The sequence below is a fragment of the Streptomyces caniferus genome (assembly GCF_009811555.1).
GTDB classification, from domain to species: Bacteria; Actinomycetota; Actinomycetes; order Streptomycetales; family Streptomycetaceae; genus Streptomyces; species Streptomyces caniferus.
In genome coordinates, this window is sequence record NZ_BLIN01000002.1 from 347,643 (window position 1) to 369,857 (window position 22,215).

At 72.2% G+C, this 22,215-nt stretch carries 18 protein-coding genes and 1 pseudogene; 7 read left to right on the forward strand and 12 right to left on the reverse strand.

Annotation, left to right across the window (positions count from 1 at the left end; translation table 11 throughout):
- The first annotated feature begins 307 nt into the window (after nt 1–307).
- The 3 genes from Scani_RS03370 (at nt 308) to Scani_RS03380 (ending at nt 3,472) form a co-directional block, all read left to right on the forward strand.
- Nucleotides 308–1,528, forward strand: coding sequence for an argininosuccinate synthase-related protein (locus tag Scani_RS03370; protein ID WP_159469865.1), 1,221 nt, complete (start codon nt 308–310; stop codon nt 1,526–1,528).
- Between the two features lie 47 nt (nt 1,529–1,575).
- Nucleotides 1,576–2,334: a 2OG-Fe dioxygenase family protein gene (locus tag Scani_RS03375; protein ID WP_246295476.1), complete on the forward strand. Its 759-nt coding sequence runs from the start codon at nt 1,576–1,578 to the stop codon at nt 2,332–2,334.
- Between the two features lie 112 nt (nt 2,335–2,446).
- Complete coding sequence (locus Scani_RS03380; protein ID WP_159469867.1) at nt 2,447–3,472, forward strand: DMT family transporter; 1,026 nt, start codon at nt 2,447–2,449, stop codon at nt 3,470–3,472.
- Between the two features lie 91 nt (nt 3,473–3,563).
- Here Scani_RS03380 and Scani_RS03385 read toward each other — a convergent pair whose 3' ends face one another.
- Nucleotides 3,564–4,637, reverse strand: coding sequence for a helix-turn-helix transcriptional regulator (locus Scani_RS03385; RefSeq protein WP_159469869.1), 1,074 nt, complete (start codon nt 4,635–4,637; stop codon nt 3,564–3,566).
- A gap of 323 nt (nt 4,638–4,960) precedes the next feature.
- Here Scani_RS03385 and Scani_RS03390 point away from each other — a divergent pair, with 323 nt between their 5' ends.
- Nucleotides 4,961–6,673 carry a chitinase gene (locus tag Scani_RS03390; RefSeq protein ID WP_159469872.1) on the forward strand — a complete coding sequence of 571 codons (1,713 nt, stop codon included), beginning with the start codon at nt 4,961–4,963 and terminating at the stop codon, nt 6,671–6,673.
- On the opposite strand, the gene Scani_RS03395 is transcribed toward Scani_RS03390, so the two are convergent.
- Nucleotides 6,658–7,095, reverse strand: coding sequence for an ATP-binding protein (locus Scani_RS03395; protein WP_159469874.1), 438 nt, complete (start codon nt 7,093–7,095; stop codon nt 6,658–6,660). The two genes, Scani_RS03390 and Scani_RS03395, sit on opposite strands and share 16 nt — an antisense overlap.
- 112 nt (nt 7,096–7,207) lie before the next feature.
- Between Scani_RS03395 and Scani_RS03400 the strand changes: the two genes are divergently transcribed.
- Complete coding sequence (locus Scani_RS03400; protein ID WP_159469876.1) at nt 7,208–8,032, forward strand: helix-turn-helix domain-containing protein; 825 nt, start codon at nt 7,208–7,210, stop codon at nt 8,030–8,032.
- Nucleotides 8,029–8,292 carry a DUF397 domain-containing protein gene (locus Scani_RS03405; protein WP_159469878.1) on the forward strand — a complete coding sequence of 88 codons (264 nt, stop codon included), beginning with the start codon at nt 8,029–8,031 and terminating at the stop codon, nt 8,290–8,292. The genes Scani_RS03400 and Scani_RS03405 overlap by 4 nt, the downstream gene beginning before the upstream one ends.
- A gap of 46 nt (nt 8,293–8,338) precedes the next feature.
- Here the strand turns inward: Scani_RS03405 and Scani_RS03410 are convergent, their stop codons facing one another.
- The 3 genes from Scani_RS03410 to Scani_RS03420 form a co-directional block, all read right to left on the reverse strand.
- On the reverse strand, nt 8,339–9,949 hold the full coding sequence (locus tag Scani_RS03410; protein WP_159469880.1) for an alpha/beta hydrolase: 1,611 nt from the start codon (nt 9,947–9,949) through the stop codon (nt 8,339–8,341).
- Entirely contained in the window at nt 9,946–11,145 is a 1,200-nt protein-coding gene (locus Scani_RS03415) for a serine hydrolase domain-containing protein (protein WP_159469882.1), read from the reverse strand. Before Scani_RS03415 ends, Scani_RS03410 begins: the two co-directional genes overlap by 4 nt.
- A 199-nt stretch (nt 11,146–11,344) precedes the next feature.
- Entirely contained in the window at nt 11,345–13,036 is a 1,692-nt protein-coding gene (locus tag Scani_RS03420) for a N,N-dimethylformamidase beta subunit family domain-containing protein (protein WP_174872602.1), read from the reverse strand.
- A gap of 276 nt (nt 13,037–13,312) precedes the next feature.
- Between Scani_RS03420 and Scani_RS03425 the strand changes: the two genes are divergently transcribed.
- A complete protein-coding gene (locus Scani_RS03425; RefSeq protein ID WP_159469884.1) occupies nt 13,313–14,158 on the forward strand; it encodes a COG4705 family protein in 846 nt (281 codons plus the stop codon).
- Between the two features lie 122 nt (nt 14,159–14,280).
- Here the strand turns inward: Scani_RS03425 and Scani_RS03430 are convergent, their stop codons facing one another.
- From Scani_RS03430 to Scani_RS03460, 7 genes and pseudogenes are all read right to left on the reverse strand, one after another.
- A complete protein-coding gene (locus Scani_RS03430; RefSeq protein ID WP_159469886.1) occupies nt 14,281–15,183 on the reverse strand; it encodes an LLM class F420-dependent oxidoreductase in 903 nt (300 codons plus the stop codon).
- A 138-nt stretch (nt 15,184–15,321) separates the two neighbouring features.
- Nucleotides 15,322–15,568 (reverse strand): annotated as a pseudogene (locus tag Scani_RS03435) (hypothetical protein); the annotation flags it as partial.
- A gap of 165 nt (nt 15,569–15,733) precedes the next feature.
- A complete protein-coding gene (gene gatB, locus Scani_RS03440; RefSeq protein ID WP_159469888.1) occupies nt 15,734–17,242 on the reverse strand; it encodes an Asp-tRNA(Asn)/Glu-tRNA(Gln) amidotransferase subunit GatB in 1,509 nt (502 codons plus the stop codon).
- 16 nt (nt 17,243–17,258) lie between these two features.
- The gene (locus Scani_RS03445; protein WP_159471643.1) at nt 17,259–17,492 is read right to left on the reverse strand and encodes a hypothetical protein; all 234 of its coding nucleotides are present in this window, start codon (nt 17,490–17,492) and stop codon (nt 17,259–17,261) included.
- 5 nt (nt 17,493–17,497) lie between these two features.
- Nucleotides 17,498–18,991: an Asp-tRNA(Asn)/Glu-tRNA(Gln) amidotransferase subunit GatA gene (gene gatA, locus Scani_RS03450; RefSeq protein ID WP_159469890.1), complete on the reverse strand. Its 1,494-nt coding sequence runs from the start codon at nt 18,989–18,991 to the stop codon at nt 17,498–17,500.
- A 5-nt stretch (nt 18,992–18,996) separates the two neighbouring features.
- A complete protein-coding gene (gene gatC / locus Scani_RS03455) occupies nt 18,997–19,293 on the reverse strand; it encodes an Asp-tRNA(Asn)/Glu-tRNA(Gln) amidotransferase subunit GatC (protein WP_006602950.1) in 297 nt (98 codons plus the stop codon).
- 754 nt (nt 19,294–20,047) lie between these two features.
- Nucleotides 20,048–22,156 carry a putative bifunctional diguanylate cyclase/phosphodiesterase gene (locus Scani_RS03460; RefSeq protein WP_159469892.1) on the reverse strand — a complete coding sequence of 703 codons (2,109 nt, stop codon included), beginning with the start codon at nt 22,154–22,156 and terminating at the stop codon, nt 20,048–20,050.
- Nucleotides 22,157–22,215 lie beyond the last annotated feature (59 nt).

The window sequence follows — 22,215 nt, forward strand, 5'->3', positions numbered from 1 at the left end:
CTAGCGGAGGGGCGTGCAGGGCGGTAGACAGCGGAGTGACAACGCGGGAAACGGCGAAGAGGCCGGAATGCGTACGCCGTTGAGCCCCGCTCCCCCGCGGTGCGGGCGCCGCGCGCCGGGGGTGCACCCACGGTCCCCGGGGTGGCGCCGCCCCGCTGACCGGGAGCGGACGTGTCCGGTTCCGGCGCGCGACGGCTGTTCCCCGCGGGCGCACCGCCCCGGAAAGATCATGTTCAGGGGGGCCGGGGAGACGCCTGACGCGTCGCCCCCGGGCTCCGAAGATGATCTTTCGGAGGAAGCACACGTCATGGCACCACCGCCCATTCGCTCGTTCGCGCAGCTCGACGCCCTCGATCCCGCACGCCCCGTGGTGACGCTCTTCAGCGGCGGCCTCGACAGCTCGTACCTGCTGCTGAAGCTCCGGGAGCGGGGCATCCGCGAGGTGCACGCCGTCAGCGTCGACATCGGCGAGGACGAATCCACCGGGTACAAACGCCAGGTGGCGCAGGCGCTCGGCGCCGAGCTGCATGTGCTCGACAAGCGCGAGGAGTTCGCCGACCGGTACGTGGCCAAAGCCATCGCCGCGCAGGCCGTCTATCTCGGCATCCACCCGGTGAGCTCCACCCTCAGCCGCCCGCTGATCGCCCAGGCGGCCGTGGAGCTGGCCGGCCGGCTCGGCGCCCAGGCCGTCCTCCACACGGCGAACCGCTCGCAGAACACCCTGCGGCGGCTCAACGGCGCGCTGGACCTGCTCGGTTACGACGGTCCCTACGGCAGTCCGTACGACCTCACCCCCGTCGACCGCGACCGCAAGCACGAGGAGCTGCGGGAGGCGGGCGTCGATCTGCTCGTCGGCCGGATGGTCAGCGGCGACTCCAACCTGTGGTGCCGGGAGTTCGAGTCCGGCATCCTCGACGACCCCGAGGACCACGCGGTCCCCGAGGACATGTACCGGTGGAGCACGGTCCGTGCGGACGTCGCGCCGAGCAGGCTCACCGTCACGTTCGAGGCGGGCCTGCCGGTCGCCGTGGACGGCCGGCCCCTGCCGCTGACCGGGCTGATCGGTGAGCTCAACCAGCGGGCCGGTGCGTACGGCCTGGGCCGGTACTCCGGCCTGGAACACCTGGACCACGGGGAGAAGGTGCTCGAAATCCGGGAGATGCCCGCCGCGTCGCTGCTCCTGCGCTCCTACCGCCACGTCGAGAGCGCCTGCCTCGGCGCCGAGCTGATCCGTGAGAAGCAGCAGCTGGAGCAGGTCTGGGTCCGCGAGGCCCTGGAAGGGCGCTGGTTCGGCGAACTGCGCCTCGCCGCGCAGCACTTCATCGACGCCTGCGCGGCCCGCACGAGCGGATCGGTGGCCTGGGAGCTGCGGCTGGGCGGCGCGGAGACCCGCGCCATCACCGCACCGCGCCCCCGCTACCTGCGGGACCGCGAGGGCTGGGAGGCGCGCGCCATCGCCCTGGAGGCCGCCGCGCACACGCCGACCCCGTCGGCCCCCTCCCCCGCCGCCGCGCCCGTCCTCGTCTGAGTCCCCGCCCGAGCACGCCCGAGCACGCCCACAGGAGCATCCGCACGGTGAACACGATCACTTCTGCCTCTTCCCTCACCTCCACCTCTCCCGCCCCCGCCGCCCCCGCCCCCGCCGTCCACGCGCTGACCGAACCCGGCGGCTACCTCATGCCGGCGCCGGAACTGTCCGCGCTGCTGGGCGTCGGCCCCGCCGACTGGGCCCGCTTCGGCGCCCATTGGGACGCACTGACGCTGGACACGCACATGGCCGACGGCGGCACCTACCGCTTCCGCCGCTACGGCCAGTTCGAGGTGGACGCCTCGACGGACGCGCTCACGCGGCTGCCGCACGCGCCGTACCTCCAGGAGAGCACCATCAATCCGCTCAACGGCGGGGTCGAGCGGCACTTCGACCCGCTGACGGACGAGTTCGCGGCCGACCCCCTGCTGCGTTCGCTGCTGCTCGCCATGGCCGCGCTGTTCACCGCCGTCGACGGCACCGCCGCCTGGAACATCAAGCTGCACCCGTACCGGATCACGGCGGGCGACGACCAGACCGGGCAGCCCGCCCCCGAGGGGCGGCACCGCGACGGGGTCACGTTCATCACCTCGCTCATGATCAACAGGGTCAATGTCGAGGGCGGCGAGAGCGCCGTCTTCACCGACTCCGGCGAGGAGTTGCTCACCACCACCCTCACCAGCCCCGGCGACCTGCTGCTCGGCGACGACCGCCGTACCCTGCACTCCGTCACCCCGCTGCACCCGGTGGACACGACGGCTCCGGCACACCGGGACGTCCTCGTGGTCGCCTTCACCGCCCGCTGACCGGCCGGCCCCGCCGGGCCCCGGCGCACCGTCACCACGGCGCGCCGGGGCCCGGCGGCTCCCCCGTCGAACGGCCGCACCCACCGCACACCGGACAAGGACCCCCACCACCATGACCACCGCGACCTCCCGCACCACACGTCCCGGCAACCGGCCCCTCTGGCTCATCGATGTGCCGGTCGTCCTGGTGGCCGTCGTCTGGGGCTCCAGCTACCTGGCCGCCAAGGAACTGGCCACCACGAGCACCGTCATCGCCCTGCTCCTGCTGCGGTTCCTGGTGGCCACGCCGGTGATGGCGGTGGTCGCGGGCCGCGGGATCACCCGGCTGAGCGCCCGGGAGATCGGCGCGGGCGCGGTCCTGGGCATGCTGTTGTCGGGGGTCCTGGTGCTGGAGACCTTCGGGGTGGTGCACACCTCGGCGACCAACGCGGGCCTCATCATCAGCCTGACCATGATCTTCACTCCGCTCGCGGAGTCCGTGGCGACCCGCACCCGCCCCACCGGGGCGTTCCTGGGCGCGGCGGCGCTGTCCGTGACCGGTGTGGCCCTGCTGACCCAGGGATCGGGGTTCACCACCCCGTCGGCCGGCGATCTCCTGATGCTGCTCGCGGCCGTCGCCCGCACCGTGCACGTGATGGCCATGAGCCGTATGAAGTCGCTGCGTTCGACCGACTCCGGCGCGCTGACCGTCGTCCAGTTCCTCGGCGCCATCGCGGTCTTCGCGCTCGCTTCGCCCTTCGCCGCCGTCTCCCCGGTGGACGTCGCGGCCGCCTACTCCCCCCAGCAGTGGACCGCACTCCTCTACCTGGCCCTGATGTGCACGCTCTTCGCCTTCTTCGTCCAGATGTGGGCGGTGCGCCGCACCTCCCCGTCCCGGGTGAGCCTGCTGCTGGGCACCGAGCCGCTCTGGGCCGCCGTGATCGGCGTCGCCGCCGGCGGGGACCGGCCCGGCCTGCTCGGCGCGGCCGGAGCCGTCCTGGTCCTCATCGGTACGACCTGGGGCCGACAGGCCGCGGCACCGCCGGCCGCCGCGGAGGGCGAGCCCACGGCGGAGAACGGACCCACGGAGGGCGAGCCCGCGGCGGACGGCACGGCACCGCAACCGGCGGGCGCGGCCCAGGGCGCACCTTCGGCGTGATCGGCAGGAGGCCCGCCGGGAAACCTCCGGCCGGGCCTTCGAGCGCCAGGCCTTCGGGCGTCACGCCCCCGACACGACTGCCCGGACATCCCTAGGCCACCGCGGCTCCCAGCTCGACCCGGGAGAGCAGCCCCCGTTCGACGGCCTTCATGCCCGCCTGGAACCTGCTGTCCGCCCCCAGCTTGGCCAGCAGCGGGGCGATGGTCCGGCGCAGCGTACGGTCGGACACCCCGAGGTTGCGGGCGATGGCCCCGTCCTTCAGCCCGGCGGCGAACATCCGCAGGACCATCCGCTCCCGCTCGGTCAACTCCACCTCGTGGACGCGCCGTTCGGGAAACCCGGAACCAAGTCCCGGACCGCGGCCGGGCCCGGGACCAGGACCGGGCTCGGGCCCCGCCAGCCGCTCCCCATACACCCAGCAATGGTCGAAGACCTGCCGGAGCAGTCCGCACATCGCCGCCCCGTGAATCTCCAGCGCCGTCACCTCGTCGCTGTCCGAGCTCAGGGTGACGAGCGCCTGCACGTCGTCGACCAGGGTCAGCCGGAACGGCAGCGTCATCGCGAGCCGCACCCGGGCCCCCGCGCGCCGCAGCCCGCACAGATGCGCATGGCCGGACGGGTTCTCGGGCGTCGAGTGCAGATGGATGGCGCGCAGCGACACCCCCCGGGCGAGAACCTGGCCGCTGCGCCGCGCGGCCTCGCCCCAGCGTTCCGGCGCGGCCAGGTCGTTCGGGCGCAGCGCGAGGATCTCGCGGCGCGCCGTGGCCGCCATCGCGTCCAGGCTCTCCGCGATCCGCCGCTGCCCCACCAGCACCTCCACCCGGGCGTGCTGCGGGGCTCCCGAGGACTGGAAGGCAGGCAGACTGTCGGCCAGTGCGCCGAACGCGGCGCGCAGTGAGCGCAGTCCGACGAGCCGGTCCGCCGTCGTCTGCTCCGCGGTGTCCAGCAGCAGCGCGAAGGCGGTCTCCGGGGACACCGGGGCGGGCAACGCCCCGTCGCCGGCCGGCCGCACCAGCCCCATGGTCGCCAGATACCGCAGGGTCTCCTGGAACTGCCGGCTCGTCATACCGAGCTTCTCGGCAGCCTGCGGGGGCGGGCAATCGCCTTCCTGGAGAAGCAAGTTGAAGACCTCGTCGGCCCGGTCGGGGCCGGAACGCAAACGCATGACACCTCCACGAAGAGTGTGTGTCACGGCGTCATTGGCGTGGGTGACGGTGGTCCGGCCTACCCCTCGGGAGAGCCGGAACCGAGTTGCAGGGATGTTAGGTGGCCGTCACATCCACTGTCCACGCCCGGTCTCTCATCGTGGACCGCGGCCGGACCTCACCGGCGGGGCGACCTCCCTGAGAGCACTCGGTACGCACAACTCCCCCTTGCGTCGGACCTCTTGACCACCCCATTGGTCTGAACCATTCTGTGCCCAGGAGCGGTGGCCACCGTCTTGCTGCAGTTCTCCCCGTGTTTCCCCCTTCGGCACTGGAGACAGCCATGCCTCGCACCCCACACACCCGGCCACCCCGCCGCAGACGCCTGCTCGCGGCCGCACTGACGGCCCTCGCCGCCGCGGCGGCCACCCTCTCCGGCTCCACCCCGGCCGCCGCGGCCGATGTCAACGCCGCCCGGAACGCCGGCTACGAATCCGGTCTGAGCAACTGGACCTGTTCGGCGGGCAGCGGCAGCACCGTCGGCTCCCCCGTCCACAGCGGCACCGGCGCCCTCAAGGCCACCCCCACCGCCTCCGACAACGCCGCCTGCTCCCAGACCGTCGCCGTCAAGCCCGGCTCGACCTACCGGCTCAGCGCGTACGTCCAGGGTTCCTACGTCTACCTGGGCGCCTCCGGCACCGGCACCACGGACGCCACCACCTGGACCCCGTTCGCCACCGGCTGGCAGCAGCTCAGCACCACCTTCACCACAGGCCCCACGACGACCTCCGTCACGGTCTACACCCACGGCTGGTACGGACAGCCCGCCTACTACGCCGACGACTTCAGCGTCCTCGGCCCCGACGGCGGGGGCGGCACCGACCCCGGCCCCGAGACCCCGGCCACACCCGCCGGCCTCACCGCCGGCACGGTGACCTCGTCCTCCGTGGCCCTGTCCTGGAACGCGGTCCCCGGCGCCACCGGCTACACCGTCTATCGCGACGGCACCAAGAACCAGGCGGTGAACGGCACGTCGGCAACGGTCTCGGGCCTCTCCCCCGCCACCGCCTACCGCTTCCAGGTCACGGCCACCAACGCGGCCGGCGAATCGGCCCGCTCGGCGGAGATCACGGCCACCACCGCACCCTCAGGAGGGGGCGGCAACCCCACCGTCCCCCGGCACGCGGTCACCGGCTACTGGCAGAACTTCAACAACGGCGCGACGGTCCAGAAGCTCAGCGACGTGCCCGGCCAGTACGACATCATCGCGGTCGCCTTCGCCGATGCCACCACCACGCCCGGCGCCGTCACCTTCAGCCTCGACTCGGCCGGCCTGGGCGGCTACACCGTCGACCAGTTCGAGGCCGACATCAAGGCCAAGCAGGCGGCCGGCAAGTCGGTGGTCCTCTCCGTGGGCGGCGAACGGGGCACGGTCTCCGTCAACGACGCCGCCTCGGCCGCGAACTTCGCCGGCAGCCTCTACTCCCTCATGCAGCAGTACGGCTTCGACGGCGTCGACATCGACCTCGAAAACGGCCTCAACCCGACGTATATGAGCCAGGCACTCCGCTCGCTCTCCCAGAAGGCGGGCGGCAAGTTCGTCCTCACCATGGCGCCGCAGACCCTCGACATGCAGTCCACGTCGGGCGGCTACTTCCAGACCGCGCTGAACGTGAAGGACATCCTCACCGTCGTCAACATGCAGTACTACAACAGCGGTTCGATGCTCGGCTGCGACGGCAAGGTCTACTCCCAGGGCACCGTCGACTTCCTCACCGCACTGGCCTGCATCCAGCTCGAAGGCGGCCTCGCCCCCTCCCAGGTGGGCCTGGGCCTGCCCGCCTCCACCCGGGGCGCGGGCAGCGGCTATGTCGCCCCGAGCGTCGTCAACGCCGCCCTGGACTGCCTCACCAAGGGCACCGGCTGCGGCTCCTTCAAGCCCGCCCGGACCTACCCCGGCCTCCGGGGCGCGATGACCTGGTCGACGAACTGGGACGCGGCGAGCGGCAACGCCTGGTCCAACGCGGTCGGCCCGCACGTTCACGGCCTGCCGTGACCCGTGCCACAGCCGTGGAACTCGCACCACACGACCTTCCCCGGCACGCGCTCGCCGACGCCCCACGCGTCGGCGAGCGCGGACACCAGCAGCAGCCCCCGCCCCGACTCGCCCTCTCCCCCGTCGCACGGCACCGACAGCGGCACCCGCGGTTCCCCGTCACCGCTGTCGTGCACCTCGACGCGCAGCAGCCCGTCCTCGCCCAGCGACAGCCGCAGCCGGTAGCGGCGACCGGGCGGGACGCCGTGCAGCAGGGCGTTGGTGGCCAGTTCGCTGACACACAGCAAAACGTCGTCCGCGCGCCGCTCCAGGCCCCAGTCGGCGAGCGCGGTACGGGCGAACGCCCTGGCCAGCCGCACGGATCGGCGCTCCCGCCGATAGCAGACCGTACGGGCGCAGAGTGTCTGGATCTCCTTGTGCATGGCGCCACTGTCACAGTGCGTAACTATGCTGGGCCACAGTGTCAGGTCGTACAGATCCGCTGTACGACTTCTGGCTGTGTCATGCCGTCAGGGGGAGGGGAAGGCAGAGCGCATGCACCCGGCGAACAAACCGAAGAGGATCACTTCCTGGCATGTGATCGGCGCCCAGCTGAGCCACTTCCGGAAGGCCGCCCGCATCACCCAGCCCGGCCTGGCCGAGCGGGTCGGACTCCACGAGGACACGATCGGCTCCATCGAGCAGGGCCGACGACCGCTGAAAATCGACCTTGCCGAGACGTTCGATGAACTCCTGGATACGAAGGGGGCGTTGGCGGTTGCGGTGGCCAAGGTTCCGGAGCGGGAGAAGCTCCCCGCGTTCGTACAGGACCTGGTGGAGCACGAGGAGGAGGCCCTGACGCTGCTGTCGTACCAGAACCAGGTGGTGCCTGGGCTGTTACAGACGGGAGCTTATGCGCGGGCGGTATTCGACTGCCTCTATCCACCCCTCGATGAGGATCAAGCGGACGAGTGGGTCTCCGCTCGCCTCGACCGTCAGAAGCTGCTGGAACGGAAGAAGCCGCGGCCGATGCTCAACTTCATCCTGGAGGAGGCAGTACTCCACCGGCCGACAGGAGGCCCCGAGACTCTACGCGAGCAGATCCGCCATCTGCGGCGATGCGCCCAACTTCCCTTTCTGGGACTTCAGATCATGCCGACCTCCCGCGCCTCTCACGCTTCACTGGATGGTCCGCTCGTTCTACTGGAGACACCCGAACACGAGCACTTCGTCTACATCGAAGCGCAACGGATCAGTTTCCTGGTCGACGACCCGGATGAAGTCAGCGTGTATCAACAGGTGTATGGGATGCTGCGGTCGCAGGCCCTCACCCCTGAGGAGACCTGGGGCCTGCTGGACGACTTGCTAGGAGAGTCATGACCAGCGCAGCAGCCCAGTCCTTCTCCAACGGCTTCAACTGGTTCAAGTCGAGTTACAGCGGCAGTGCGGGCGGCGACTGCGTCGAAGTCGCCTACGACTGGCGCAAGTCCACCTACAGCGGCAGCGAGGGCGGCGACTGCCTCGAAGTCGCCACCTGCCCCCACGCCATCCACGTCCGCGACTCCAAGAACCCGGGCGGTCCGATACTCACCCTGAGCGCCACCGCCTGGGCCGCCTTCCTCGCCGACGTCGCGCACTGAACCGGGACGCGGCCGGGCGACCCGGCCGCACCCGTCGGCCGCTACGCTAGTCGGTCGGCTTGACGCAGGACTCGTCGTTCTTCGGCAGCTTGCCGGTGGCCAGATAGCGGTTGACCTTCGCGTCCACGCAGGCGTTGTGGTACTCGCCGTAGAGCGCATGGCGGTTGGCACCCTTGAGGGTGAGCAGCCGGGAGCTCGGCAGCAGGCGGTGCAGGGCGAGACTGCTCTTGTACGTGGTGCGCGGGTCGCCGGTGGCGGCCACGAGCAGCGCCGGGGCGTCGTGACGCACCTGAGTGGGCTCCTCGCGCGGCCGGTCCCAGAAGGCGCACGGTCCGATGTTGTTGGTCAGCGGGCCGAACAGCGGATGCTCGGCGCGGCTGCGCTCGATGTCCCGCCAATAGCGCTCGGGGTCGCGCGGGGCCGGCTTGTCCCCGCAGATGATCGCGGACTGCGCCATGGCGGACTTCATGTCCTCGCCGGTCAGCATGCCCCGCAGCGCTGTGGCGAACTGCGGGGACGGCCGGGTCGACTTCCCGTCCGCGGCCTTGGCCAATACAGACACTTGCTCGCTGAGGGCGGCCCGCCGCGGGTCGGTGTCGTCCGCGTTCCCGGCCGTGAGCAGGGACGGCACGTGGGTGTCGTCGAGGTGGAAGACCTCGGGGGCGGTGCCGACCGTCAGCGGGCGGCGCGCGGACGCCGCCAGGACACGGCGGACCGTGGCGAGGACCTCGGCGCGGGTGCGGCCGAGACCGTAGGTGCCGTCGCGGCGCGCCGCCCAGGCGGCCCAGTCGGAGAACGCCCGCTCGTTCTCGGGTTCGGCGCCCTGCAGCAGCCGGGGGCCGTAGTCGTCCGGGGCGATCGCCCCGTCGAGCACCGTCCGGTCGAAGCGGCCGGGGAACATCTGGGTGTACACCGTGCCCAGGTAGGTGCCGTACGAGTAGCCCAGGTAGGAGATCTTCCGCTCGCCGAGCGCGCCGCGGATGACGTCCATGTCGCGGGCCGTGTTGCGGGTGCTGATGTGCGGCAGCACCGACGCGTTGGTTGACCGGCACTTGTCGGCCAGGCCCTTCTGGAACGTCACCTGCCGCTCGAAGCTCGCGCGGCCGAGACCGGCCGAGAGGATGCTGGTGCCGACGGACCAGCCACAGTCGAGCGGGGTGCTGCGGCCGACGAAGCGCGGGTCGAAGCCGATGACGTCGTAGCGCGGGCCGACCGCTTTCATCTTCCTGCGGACGTCCGGCGGGGATTCGAGGGCGGGGCCGCCGGGGCCGCCGTTGTTGAGGAGCATCGAGCCGATGCGGTGGCGGGTGTCGGTGGCCTTGAGCCGGGATATCGCGACGGTGATCGTCCGCCCCCGGGGAGCGGCGTAGTCCAGCGGTACGGTCACGTCCGCGCACTGCACGCCGGCCTTCTCCAGGTCGTGGCCCATCGCGTCGTCGGGGCCCTGGACGCAGGTGCCCCAGGCAAGGCGCTGCCGGTAGTAGCGGTCGAGTCCTGCCCCGGCCCCCGTGCGGTCTCCGGCGGTCGTCGCGGCCCGGTCGCGGTCCGCGGCGGGGCGCGCGGTGGCGATGGCCACGGCGGGGGAAGCGGTGAGGCAGGCGACGAGGGCGAGGCCCGCGGCCGAGGCGCGGCGCAGGGACGGGCTGAGGGTGATCACGCGGTCTCCTTGGGCTGGTGGGTGCGGTCGCCGGCGCAGAAGGCGCTGTCGACGACGGCGCGGAAGTCGGCTTCGGCCCGGTCGGTGTCGGGCACCTTGGTGAGGGCGAGGGAGATGCTGCGGCCGTCGGGAGTGACCGCGCCCAGCGCGCGGTGGCCGCCGGGCACCGTCCCGCCGTGCCCCCACCACATGCCGCCGCACGTCAGCGGGGAGGCGATCAGCCCGAGTCCGTACCGGGCGCCGGGCCACAGGCGCCGCGGGTCGGCGGGGACGGTGCGCTGCATCTCGGCGAGCCAGCGCGCGGGCACCAACTCGCCGCCGAACAGCCCGCGGTAGAACCGGTTCACGTCGGCGGGCGTGGAGATCAGCGCGCCGCCCGCGCCACCGAAGGTCACGTTCCACGCGGTCCCGTCGGCCAACGGCGCGCCGTCCGGCCGCTCCCGGCCCGGCTGCCCGGAACCCTGCCGCCGCTCGGGGGCGGGGAAGTAGCTGTGCGAGTGCGGGCCCCGGATGCGGGTGCCGTCGCCGGGCCAGTAGGTGTCGCGCAGGCCGAGGGGTTCGAGGATCCGGCGGGTCACCTCCGCCTCGACGCCGTGCCCGGTGACCTTCTCGACCACGAGTCCGGCGAGGAGGGCATTGGTCGTGGCGTAGTGCCACTTCTTGCCCGGATGCGGCATCTTCAGCGCGGCCGCGATCAGTTCACGGGGCTCGAAGTGGCGGAACCGCCACTCGTGCACGGGCCTCCGGCCGAGGGAATCGACGTAGTCGGGAAGGCCGCTGGTGTGCTGGAGGAGCTGCCGTACGGTGATCGTGCGGCCGTCGTAGCCGTTGCCCCGGATGAGGCCGGGCAGATACCGCTCCACCGGGGCGTCCAGTCCGACCCGGCCCTCCGCGGCGAGCTGCACGACGACCGTGGCGGTGAAGGTCTTGGTGATGCTGCCGATCCGCAGCCGGTCCCCGGCGTTCATCGGGCGGCCGGTCGCCAGGTCCGCGACGCCGCGGGCCGCCGTCCACCGGCCGCAGCCCGGCCCGGCCACTTCGGCGGCCGCGCCCGGAATGCCGTGCCGGGTGACCAGGGTGCCCAGGGAGCGGGCGACCGCACCGCGCGCCGCGCCACAGTCGACCGCCGGGGCCGCCGCGTTCGCCGCGGGCGCGGCGAGCACCAGCACGGCCGAGGCGGCGGCCAACGCCGCCACGCAGCGCTCCGGGCGACGCCTGCCTAAGGGGGCTTTCTTCGCTTTCGTCAGTACATCTCTCACACCGTCAGACGCTAGAAGCGCGCCCGCCGGTACTCACTCCGGCTGTCCCCCCAATCTCAGGGGTGCCAACTCCAACACCGCCTCATCCGGGGCGGAGGGCGGAGGGCTCATCCCCCATCCCCCATCCCCCGAATTCTCAAGTCCCGTACACACCACCGACGTTGTTGCGCGGCGCCGGACGTGTCCTCGCGGCAGGGCCCACGGCGAAGGCGCGGAGCAGGTTCTCGGTGGTGCGGGTGACGAAAGCACCCGTCCGCCCGTCCATCCCGTGGTTGCGTCCGTTGTCGCGCGTGCCCGCCATGAGGGCCTCGACCCACCGCATCGTTCCGGAGGAGAAGACGCCGGCGCCGCTCGGCACGGTGTAGTAGGCGGAGTCCGCGTGGCTGCTCCGGCCGTTGCAGACCAGCGGGGAGTGGGCGAGGATCTCCAGCCGCTCCGGCGTGGGCGCCTCCGGGGTGACCCGGTCGTACTCCACCCCGACGAGGTGGCCGAAGGCATCGCCCCGCTTCGCTCCCGTCCCCGCGAAGAGCCAGTGGTCCGCGCTGTGGACGACATACGGCGCGTCCGTGGGGTAGCCCTCGTAGAGGACGCCGGTCAGGGCGGACTCCGGGTCGGCGGCGGGCGGTTGACGGAAGTCGTGGGTGGGCAGGGCCCGGTGCGGACCGGCGAAGCGCGGGTCGTCCCGGTAGGCGGTCTTGTAACAGACCACGGTACGAAGAGCACCGGACGGCCCCGGCTCCAGCCTGACCCGTCGGAAGCAGGCGTTGGCCCCGAGGAAGGCCAGATTGGTGCCGGCATCGCGGGCCCCGGTGACGTGCTGCCGCTGCTGCGGGGTCCAGTACTCGTCGTGGCCGAGCGAGAGCGCCGCCGTGGCGCCCTGCAGTGCCGACGGGGTGCGGTGGACGTCCACCCCCGTGGTGTAGGCGAGCGGAATGCCGAGCCGTTCCGCGAGGACCACCAGCGCACGTTCGTGGACGAGGAACTTCCCCGCGCCGTTGGTGTCGTAGGGCCGGTCGAAGCTGACGGCCAGCGACCGCGTCCCGTACGCGCCGTCCGCGCCCCGGTAGAGGCTGTAGCCGCCCCATGCGTTGTACGCCTGCCAGGTCGTCACCGCGTGCATCAGCACCGTCCGGCCCGCGGTGTGTGCCGAGCGGACGATCAACGGGACGTACCGCTGGTGCCCGTGCTCCGCGTCCAGCCGGAGCAGATAGGCGCCCGGCGGCCAGCCGTCGGCACGCACCGCGAGGGTGCGCTGCCAGTCGGCCCGTACGCTGCGGGTCCCGGGCAGAAGCCGCGGACGGCGCTGGCGCTGCCCGGCCACCCGGTCCGAGTGCCAGACCAACCGGGCCTGGGCGCCGCGGTACCAGCCCACCCGGTAGGCCGCCACCCGGAAGCCGGGTGCGGTGGTCGAGACATACAGCCCGAACTCCTCACCCGGCAGGACGCTCACCTTGTCGCTGTAACCCTGCACCGCATCGGGCGGACCCGCCGAGCGGATCCGCCAGTCGGGGCTTCCCGGCCGGTCCCGCTCCACGGCGAGGTCCGGCTGGTCGCCACCGGTGGAGCCGGCACCCGATGTGGCGTCACAGCCGGCGGTCACCCCCACGGCGATACCGGCGGCGCTCGCGGCGGCGGCTCCGAGGAACCGCCTGCGCCCCAGGCCGCCCGGGACACCGGGGTTGTTCGGGCCGCCTGGACTGCCTGCGGTGCCTGGACTGCCCGAATGGCCCTCGTCGTCACGGTTCTCGCCGTGTCTGTCGCCGCGTCGCCCGGCCCCGCCATGCGGCCGGCCGCCGTGCCGATCGCCGTGCAGTGGGTCGTCGCCCATCGCGCTGCTCCCGTGCGCACCCGTCCCGCCGAGCTGTCAGGACGATCATCCGCCGCCCCGCGTCGCCCGACGACTTCAGGAAGCCCGAATGCGGGTACGGCGGCCGCCCCTGAACCGCAGACGGGAGGCGGCCACGGCGCGCCCCACTCGTTCGTCTACAGTCATGTAGACGAAAGCTGGGCAGTGCTCACCGGCCACGCGTGGCCGTGCTGAAGCGCGCCCACACGTCAGAAGGTCGCGGACACGGCGCACCGCGCCGGAAGGGCGGACAGGACGATGACGCAGTCGAGCAGCGAGGCGCTGGCACGGCCCGTGGACGGGGAATGGTCCCGCACGCCCGCACCCAAGGGCGGCCACGGGCCGGGCTGGAGCAAGGTACCGCAGGTCACAGCCCTGTTCTGGGGAGTGAAGGTACTCACCACCGGCATGGGCGAGACGGCCTCGGACTACCTCGGCCGGACGCTCGGCCCGATACCGGCCGGCGCCCTGGGACTGGCCGGGCTGGTGGCCCTGCTGGTCCTCCAGTTCCGGACCACCCGCTACCGGCCCTGGGTCTACTGGTCCGCCATCGTCATGGTCAGCGTCTTCGGCACGATGGCCGCCGACGTCGTGCACGTCATGGCCGGCATCCCCTACACGGTCTCGGTCATCGCCTTCTCCCTCGGCCTGGCCGCGCTCCTGACCGCTTGGTACGTCTCCGAGGGAACGCTCTCCATCCACAGCGTCCGCACCCGCCGCCGCGAGACGTTCTACTGGGCGACCGTGCTCACCACCTTCGCCCTCGGCACCGCGGTCGGCGACCTCACCGCGGGCACCCTGGGCTGGGGGTACCTCCCCTCCGGCGTCCTGTTCACCGCCCTCATCGCGGTGCCCGCACTGTCCGGGCGCTTCCTCGGACTGAACGCCGTCGCCGCCTTCTGGTGGGCCTACGTGCTGACCCGCCCGCTCGGAGCCTCCTTCGCCGACTGGATGGGCGTCTCCACCCCCCGCGGCGGCCTCGGCTGGGGAACGGGGCCGGTCACCCTGACCCTCATCGTCCCGATCGTGCTGCTCGTGGGCTACCTGGCGATCAGCCACCAGGACACCCCGCCCGAGCCGGCGGACACGGGCACCGCCGGCTGAGGGCGACGAAGCCGCGCCCGTCCTCGCTCGGCTGCCGCGCCCGCCGTGACTCGGCGTGCCCCGTCCGCCCTCGCTCGACGTGCCGCGTCCGCCATCACTCGGCGTACCGCGTCCGTCCGGCCTCAGGAACCAGCCAACGCCGGTGCCAGCTCCCGCAGTTGTTCCAGTCCCAGACCGCGCTGCGGGGCGAGGGGCTGGAGGGCAACGTGGTCCGCTCCCGCGTCGTGGTGTTCCTGTACGCGCCGCCGGATGGCATCCACGTCACCCCAGGCCACGATCGCGTCCACCAGCCGGTCGCTGCCGCCGTCGGCGAAGTCCTCGTCGCCGAAGCCGAGCCGGCGCAGATTGCCGGTGTAGTTGGGCAGTTGCAGATACAGGTGCGTGTGGTGTTCGCGGGCCAGCGAGCGGGCCGTCGCGGGGTCGGACTCCAGGAGTACGGCCTGTTCGGGGGCGAGCAGCGGGCCGGTGCCGAGGATCTCGCGGGCGCGGGCGGTGTGTTCGGGGGTGACGAAGTACGGGTGGGCGCCGGCCGCGTGGTCCCGCGCCAGTTCCAGCATCTTCGGACCGAGCGCCGCCAGCACGCGGCCCGGCGGCGGGTCGGCGACCGGGCCGTCGTACGGGGCCTCGTCCATCGCGTCGAGATACGCCCGCACCGCCGCGAGCGGCTTGGCGTAGCGGTGACCGCGCGCGTCCACCAGCGGGGCGTGGCTCGCCCCCAGGCCCAGCAGGAAGCGTCCGTCGTAGGCCTCGGCCAGGCTCTGCGCGGCGGCGTGCGCGGCGGACGCGTCCCTGACCCAGATGTTGGCGATGCCGGTGGCGACCGTGATCCGTTCCGTGGCGGCCAGCAGCAGACCGGCCAGGCTCATCGACTCGGTGCCCGGCGACTCGCCGAACCACAGTGCGCCGTAGCCCAGTTGCTCGATCTCGGCCGCGGCCTCACGCGCGACGGCGCCCGGCACCCGGCCGAGCCCGCCGTGCCAGACCCCGACCCGGCCGATCCGGGAAGCGAGAGCGTGCTGCGGCATCGTTCCTCCATTGACTGGGCGCTGCGAGCCCGTGCGCCTCCGGGCACATCCGTGACGCCGGAAGGGGCTCCTCCTCGATCACAGCACGACGGCGGGGCGGACCATTCCCGACGCACCGAGGAAGCGCACGGGAGGCGGTCAGCGGCCTTCGCCGAAGGGCCGGAGGCCCCAGGCCGAGATCATCGGTGCGGTGGCGAGATCGAGGCGCCCCGACGCGACGGCGGCGAGGTGCCGCTCGATCTCCAAGCTCCTGTCCGGGTCCGTACTCGTCGGGGCAGATCAGCGGCTGCAGGGCGGGATCGGCGTCCTCGATCAGCAGCCACCCGCCGGGGCGCAGCGCCTGGACCATGGAGCGCAGCGCGGCGGCGCGGTCGGCGACATGGACACCCGCCGGAGCGCGGCCACCGCGCTCCCCCGGCCAACAGATCACCGCACGCCACAGCACGTGGCCGGCCCGTACGGCGCCAGCATCGCGTGGCCGCCCCGTACGCCGAAGCGACCGCCCCTCCGGAGAGGGACGGCCGCTCGGTACTGCCGGATCAGGGGAGCGTCAGCCCTCGACGCCCAGCTTCTCCAGGATCAGTTCGCGCACCCGGGCCGCGTCGGCCTGGCCCCGCGTGGCCTTCATGACCGCGCCGACCAGGGCACCGGCCGCGGCCACCTTGCCACCGCGGATCTTGTCGGCGATGGCTGCGTTGGCGGCGATCGCCTCGTCGACGGCGGTGCCCAGGGCGCCCTCGTCGGAGACGACCTTCAGGCCGCGCTTCTCGACGACGGTGTCCGGGTCGCCCTCGCCGGCCAGCACACCCTCGATGGTCTGACGGGCCAGCTTGTCGTTGAGGGAGCCGTCCGCGACCAGCGCGGTGACCCGGGCGACCTGCTCGGGGGTGATCGGCAGGGCGTCCAGGTCCACGCCGTCCTCGTTGGCACGGCGGGCCAGTTCGCCCATCCACCACTTACGGGCCGAGGCGGAGTCCGCACCGGCGTCGACGGTGGCGGTGATCAGGTCGACCGCACCCGCGTTGAGGATCGACTGCATGTCGTGCTCGGAGATGCCCCACTCCTCGCGCAGCCGGTTGCGGCGGACCCGCGGCAGCTCGGGGAGCGCGGCGCGCAGTTCCTCGACCCACTCGCGCGAGGGGGCCACCGGCACCAGGTCCGGCTCGGGGAAGTAGCGGTAGTCCTCGGCGTTGTCCTTGATGCGGCCGGCCGTGGTGGAGCCGTCCTCCTCGTGGAAGTGCCGGGTCTCCTGGATGATCGTGCCGCCGGACGAGAGCACCGCGGCGTGCCGCTGGATCTCGAAGCGGGCCGCACGCTCCACGGAGCGCAGGGAGTTGACGTTCTTGGTCTCCGAACGCGTACCGAACTTCTCGGTGCCGTTGGGGCGCAGCGACAGGTTCACGTCGCAGCGCATCTGGCCCTGTTCCATCCGGGCCTCGGAGACGCCGAGCGCCTTGATGAGCTCGCGCAGCTCGGCGACGTACGCCTTGGCGACCTCGGGGGCCCGCTCGCCCGCGCCCTCGATCGGCTTGGTGACGATCTCGATGAGCGGGATGCCGGCGCGGTTGTAGTCCAGGAGCGAGTGCCGGGCACCCTGGATACGGCCGGTAGCACCACCGATGTGGGTGGACTTGCCGGTGTCCTCCTCCATGTGGGCGCGCTCGATGTGCACCCGGAAGACCTCCCCGTCCTCCAGCTGTACGTCGAGGTAGCCGTCGAAGGCGATCGGCTCGTCGTACTGGGAGGTCTGGAAGTTCTTCGGCATGTCCGGATAGAAGTAGTTCTTCCGGGCGAAGCGGCACCATTCGGCGATGGAGCAGTTCAGCGCCAGGCCGATCTTGATCGCGGACTCGACGCCGATCGCGTTGACGACGGGCAGCGAGCCGGGCATGCCCAGGCAGGTGGGGCAGGTCTGCGAGTTGGCGTCCGCGCCGAGAGTCGTGGAACACCCGCAGAACATCTTGGTCTTGGTGCCGAGCTCGACATGGACCTCCAGGCCCATGACGGGGTCGTACGTCGCGAGGGCGTCCTCGTACGACACCAGGTCAGTGACAGTCACGGTGAAACTTTCCCTCTCAGCCCAGCAGGACGTCGTCGTCGCCCAGGCGCTTCAGTTCGCGGTAGAGGATCGCCAGGCCGGTGACGATCGCCGCGGCCGAAACGGCGGCGTCGACCAGCCGGAGCGTGTCGCTCTCCTGACGGGCCAGCTTCGCCTGCTTCGCGACGCTGATGGCGCCGAACGCGGTGCTGCCGATCGACAGGTACAGACCGGACTTCGACTTCTTGAAGTTCTTGGCCTTCTTGGTCATGGCGCTCACAGGGAAGGTGCCTCCTCAAGCAGCGGGTGACCCCACTTGTCGGTGTACGCGGCCTCGACCGCGGCACCGACCTTGTAGAGCCGGTCGTCGGCCATGGCAGGAGCGATGATCTGCAGGCCCACCGGCATCCCGTCCTCGGGCGCCAGGCCGCAGGGCAGCGACATCGCCGCGTTGCCTGCCAGGTTGGTGGGGATCGTGCACAGGTCGGCGAGGTACATCGCCATCGGATCGTCGGCGCGCTCGCCGATCGGGAAGGCGGTGGTCGGCGTGGTCGGCGAAACGATCACGTCGACCTGCTCGAAGGCCTTCTCGAAATCGCGGGTGATCAGCGTCCGCACCTTCTGGGCGGAGCCGTAGTACGCGTCGTAGTAGCCGGAGCTCAGCGCGTAGGTGCCGAGCATGATCCGGCGCTTGACCTCGGGGCCGAAGCCGGCCTCACGGGTGAGGGCCGTGACGTCCTCGGCGGACTTCGTGCCGTCGTCGCCGACCCGCAGGCCGTAGCGCATGGCGTCGAAGCGGGCCAGGTTGGAGGAGCACTCGGACGGCGCGATCAGGTAGTACGCCGACAGGGCCAGGTCGAAGGACGGGCAGTCCAGCTCGACGATCTCCGCGCCCAGCTCCTTCAGCAGCTCGACGGACTCGTCGAAGCGCTGGATGACGCCGGCCTGGTAGCCCTCACCGCGGAACTGCTTGACGACGCCGACGCGCATGCCCTCGACGCTGCCGTTGCGGGCGGCCTCGACGACCGGCGGGACCGGCGCGTCGATGGAGGTGGAGTCCAGCGGGTCGTGGCCGGCGATGACCTCGTGGAGCAGCGCCGCGTCCAGGACCGTACGGGCGCAGGGGCCACCCTGGTCCAGGGAGCTGGAGAACGCCACCATGCCGTAGCGGGAGACGCCGCCGTAGGTGGGCTTGACGCCGACCGTGCCGGTGACGGACGCGGGCTGGCGGATGGAACCGCCGGTGTCCGTGCCGATGGCGAGCGGGGCCTCGTAGGAGGCGAGGGCGGCGCTGGAGCCGCCGCCGGAGCCGCCGGGGATCTTGGTGAGGTCCCAGGGGTTGCCGGTCGGGCCGTAGGCGCTGTTCTCGGTGGAGGACCCCATGGCGAACTCGTCCATGTTGGTCTTGCCGAGGATGACGACGTCGGCGGCCTTGAGCTTCTTGGTCAGCGTCGCGTCGTACGGCGGGAGCCAGCCTTCGAGGATCTTCGAGCCGACGGTGGTGGGAATGCCCTCCGTCGTGAAGATGTCCTTGAGCGCGAGCGGGACGCCGGCCAGCGGGCCGAGCTTCTCGCCGCGGGCACGCTTCTCGTCCACGGCACGGGCCTGGGCGAGCGCGCCCTCGCGGTCGACGTGCAGGAAGGCGTGCACCTTCTCGTCGACGGCGTCGATGCGCGCCAGGTGGGCCTCGGTCACCTCGACGGCGGTGACCTCGCCGGAGGCGATCTTCGCCGCGATCTCGGCGGCGGTGAGCTTGATCAGGTCTGCCATGTCGGTCACTCCTCCCCCAGGATCTGCGGCACCTTGAAACGCTGCTGCTCCTGGGCCGGGGCGCCGGACAGCGCCTGCTCGGGGGTCAGCGACGGACGGACCTCGTCCGGCCGCATCACGTTGGTCAGGGGCAGCGGGTGGGAGGTCGGCGGTACGTCTTGGTCGGCGACCTCGGAGACGCGGGCGACCGCGCCGATGATGTCGTCGAGCTGTCCGGCGAAGTGGTCGAGCTCTTCGGCCTTCAGCTCCAGACGTGCCAGCCGGGCGAGGTGGGCGACCTCCTCGCGCGTGATGCCAGGCATGCAGCGATCCTCTGCTGGGTTCTCGGAGTGTTCTTGGCTGTAGCGGTATATGCGGACCCAATCCTATGGCGTCCCGCAGAGGAATCGCGCAGGGCTTTCCCGCGGGGGCACGCACCGGGTCCCCCCGCCGCCCGTCGGCGTCCGCCGTCCGCCCCGGCGCCCCCGTCCGCCCCGGCGCCTGCCGTCCGTGGCCGGGGCGGCGGGTGACGGGTGACGGGCGGGGCTCCCCGGTGGCGGGGGTCCGGTTGCTAGGTGCCGGGTTCCGGGGCGCCGGCTTCCGGGGCGTCGGGCCCGTCGTGAACCGGCGGCCCGGATGAGCTGTCCGCTGCCGGGTCCGGACGGTCCCGGACAGGGACGGAGCGCTCGGCGGGGTCGGTGGACTCTGTGGTGGGGACGGCAGGATCGCCGGACACAGCCGTGGCACCGGACTCACCGGTCGTGCCGGACGCCCCGGGCGCTCCCTCAGGGACGAACTCCGCGGGCCGGTCCCGCGCTGTCTCTGCCCTCTCCGTGGCCTCTGCTCTCGCCGTTGCCTCTGCCGGCTCTGCTGGCACCGCCGGCTCTGTTGGCACTGCCGGTACTGCCGACTGCGCGGTCGACGACTGCCCAGCCGGTGGCTGTCCGACCGGTGACTGCCCAGCCGGTGACTGCCCGGCCGGCACCTGTCCGGTCGGTGACTCTCCGGCCGGTAACTGGCCGGCCGGTGACTGTGCAGGTTCTTCGGAGCGGGGACACGGGACGGCCGGTGGCCGGGTCAGTTCAAGACCTGTCCCGAAGGGCGCTCGGCGGCCTTCTCCGCCGCCAGGGCGGCCGTCTCCGATTCACGCTGCCAGCCGCGCTCGCCGCGGGCTCTCAGCCATGCCGTGGTCTCGTCGGGTGGCATCGCGGCGGCCACCAGCCAGCCCTGCACGGCGTCGCAGCCGAGGTCGCGCAGTCGCTCCCAGGTCTCGTCGTCCTCGACGCCCTCCGCGACGACCAGGAGGCCGAGGGAGTGGGCGAGGTCGAGGGTGCAGCGGACGATCTCGGCATCCTCGTTGTCGACGGCCAGCCGGGCGACGAACGAGCGGTCGATCTTCAGCTCGCTCACCGGGAGCCGCCGCAGATGGACGAGGGAGGAGTAGCCGGTGCCGAAGTCGTCGAGCGACATCTTCACGCCGTGCGCGGTGAGCCCGGCGAGGGTGTCGGCGGCCCGCTGCGGGTCCTCCAGGAGCACGTGCTCGGTTATCTCCAGCTGGAGGGCGCCCGGTGGGACGCGATGCCGGGCGAGCCGCGCGGCGACCGCTCCGGCGAAGCCCGGGGAGTGCACATCGCGTGGGGAGACATTGACGGCGACCGGTACCTCCAGGCCCATCGCACGCCAGCGCGCCACCTGGGCGAGCGCCGTCTCCAGGACGTACTCCGTCAGCCGCGGCATCAGCCCGGAGGACTCGGCGATGGCGATGAATTCGTCCGGTGGCACCCGGCCGCGGTCCGGATGCACCCAGCGGACCAGCGCCTCCAGACCGGCGACATGTCCGTCGAAGCCGACCTTGGGCTGGTAGTGCAGCTCGACGTCGCCCGCGTCCAGCGCGCGGCGCAGATCGCCCAACAGGCCGAGGCGGTCGGGGGTGTTGCCATCCCGCTTGGCCTCGTAGAGCTCGACGCCGCTGCGGTCCCGCTTGGCCTGGTACATGGCCACGTCGGCGCGGCGCAGCAGCCCTTCGGCATCGAGGGCGTGGTCGGGGAAGACGGCGACCCCCGCGCTGGCTTCGAGCACGAGGGTCAGTCCGTCGAGGTCCAGCGGGGAGCCGAGGGCGGCGACGAGGTTGCGGGCCACCCGCTGGGAGCTGGTGAGGGAGTCGGTGGTGGGCAGCAGGACGGCGAACTCGTCGCCGCCGAGCCGGGCCGCCTCGGCGCCGCGCGGGAGGGCGTGCCGCAGGCGGTCGGCGATCTGCAGCAGCAGACGGTCGCCGGCGAGGTGGCCGAGGGTGTCGTTGACGGAGCGGAAGCGGTCCAGGTCGATGAGGACCAGCGCCGAGCGGGAGCCCACCCGCTCGGCGTCGTCCAGCGCGGTCCAGGTGCGCTCCAGCAGCCATTGGCGGTTGGGCAGGCCGGTGAGCGGGTCGCGCAGCTGCTCCTCGGCGCGGGCGCGGGCTATCCAGAGGGTGGAGTCCAGCGCGATGAGCGGGACCGCGAACAGCGGCAGCAGCAGCGGGGCGTGGAGGGCGCAGACGGCGATCAGCGGGGAGATGCCGAGGAGGGCGATGCCGACGAGCGCCTGGCGCAGTACGGCCGTTCGGGGGATGGCGGGCAGCTGGCCGGTGCGCGGGGCGAGGCTGACCCACAACAGGCCGCGGCTGACGAACAGGTAGCCGGCGGCGGTGACGACGACTTCGGGGAGGACCGCGAGGTTCCAGGCCGGCGGGCTCCATGGGTGGCGGACGCTGGAGGCCACGCCGAACGCGGCGAGGCCGAGCGCCGCGGCGCCGATGCCGAGGATGTCCACGGCACCGTGCACCACGGCCTGTCGCCAGCGGTGGCGCCGGGCGGCGCCGACGAGGACGACGACGGAGAGGCTGACGAGGGTGGCGGGCACCCAGCCGTACAGCAGCAGGACGGCCAGGGCCAGGGCGGCGCCGGAGCCCGTGCCGCCCCACCAGCGGTCCCGGCCGAGGGCGACCAGATGGCCGACGATGACGCCGGTGAGGACCGCCAGCGACCAGCCTATGGAGCCGCTGGGGAACAGCGCGTCACCTTTGCCGAGGGTCACGATGACGCCCGTGGCGAGCGCGAGGCCCGCCACGAGGACGATGGTTCCGGGCAGCGCGGGCACGACGAGCCGCCGGAGCCGCGACGCCGGAGCGGCGCTGTCGGTCGGTTTCATTCCGATCCCTCTCACAGCCGGCTGTGCCCGCGCCACGGCAGGCGCACTCCTCAACAGTA

Bases quoted from the DNA above. Each gene is read 5' to 3' on its own strand.
- Scani_RS03370 (WP_159469865.1), top strand. From the start codon at position 308: ATGGCACCACCGCCCATTCGCTCGTTCGCGCAGCTCGACGCCCTCGAT.
- Scani_RS03380 (WP_159469867.1), top strand. From the start codon at position 2,447: ATGACCACCGCGACCTCCCGCACCACACGTCCCGGCAACCGGCCCCTC.
- Scani_RS03385 (WP_159469869.1), bottom strand. From the start codon at position 4,637: ATGCGTTTGCGTTCCGGCCCCGACCGGGCCGACGAGGTCTTCAACTTG.
- Scani_RS03390 (WP_159469872.1), top strand. From the start codon at position 4,961: ATGCCTCGCACCCCACACACCCGGCCACCCCGCCGCAGACGCCTGCTC.
- Scani_RS03395 (WP_159469874.1), bottom strand. From the start codon at position 7,095: ATGCACAAGGAGATCCAGACACTCTGCGCCCGTACGGTCTGCTATCGG.
- Scani_RS03400 (WP_159469876.1), top strand. From the start codon at position 7,208: ATGCACCCGGCGAACAAACCGAAGAGGATCACTTCCTGGCATGTGATC.
- Scani_RS03405 (WP_159469878.1), top strand. From the start codon at position 8,029: ATGACCAGCGCAGCAGCCCAGTCCTTCTCCAACGGCTTCAACTGGTTC.
- Scani_RS03420 (WP_174872602.1), bottom strand. From the start codon at position 13,036: ATGGGCGACGACCCACTGCACGGCGATCGGCACGGCGGCCGGCCGCAT.
- Scani_RS03425 (WP_159469884.1), top strand. From the start codon at position 13,313: ATGACGCAGTCGAGCAGCGAGGCGCTGGCACGGCCCGTGGACGGGGAA.
- Scani_RS03430 (WP_159469886.1), bottom strand. From the start codon at position 15,183: ATGCCGCAGCACGCTCTCGCTTCCCGGATCGGCCGGGTCGGGGTCTGG.
- Scani_RS03445 (WP_159471643.1), bottom strand. From the start codon at position 17,492: ATGACCAAGAAGGCCAAGAACTTCAAGAAGTCGAAGTCCGGTCTGTAC.
- gatA (WP_159469890.1), bottom strand. From the start codon at position 18,991: ATGGCAGACCTGATCAAGCTCACCGCCGCCGAGATCGCGGCGAAGATC.
- gatC (WP_006602950.1), bottom strand. From the start codon at position 19,293: ATGCCTGGCATCACGCGCGAGGAGGTCGCCCACCTCGCCCGGCTGGCA.
- Scani_RS03460 (WP_159469892.1), bottom strand. From the start codon at position 22,156: ATGAAACCGACCGACAGCGCCGCTCCGGCGTCGCGGCTCCGGCGGCTC.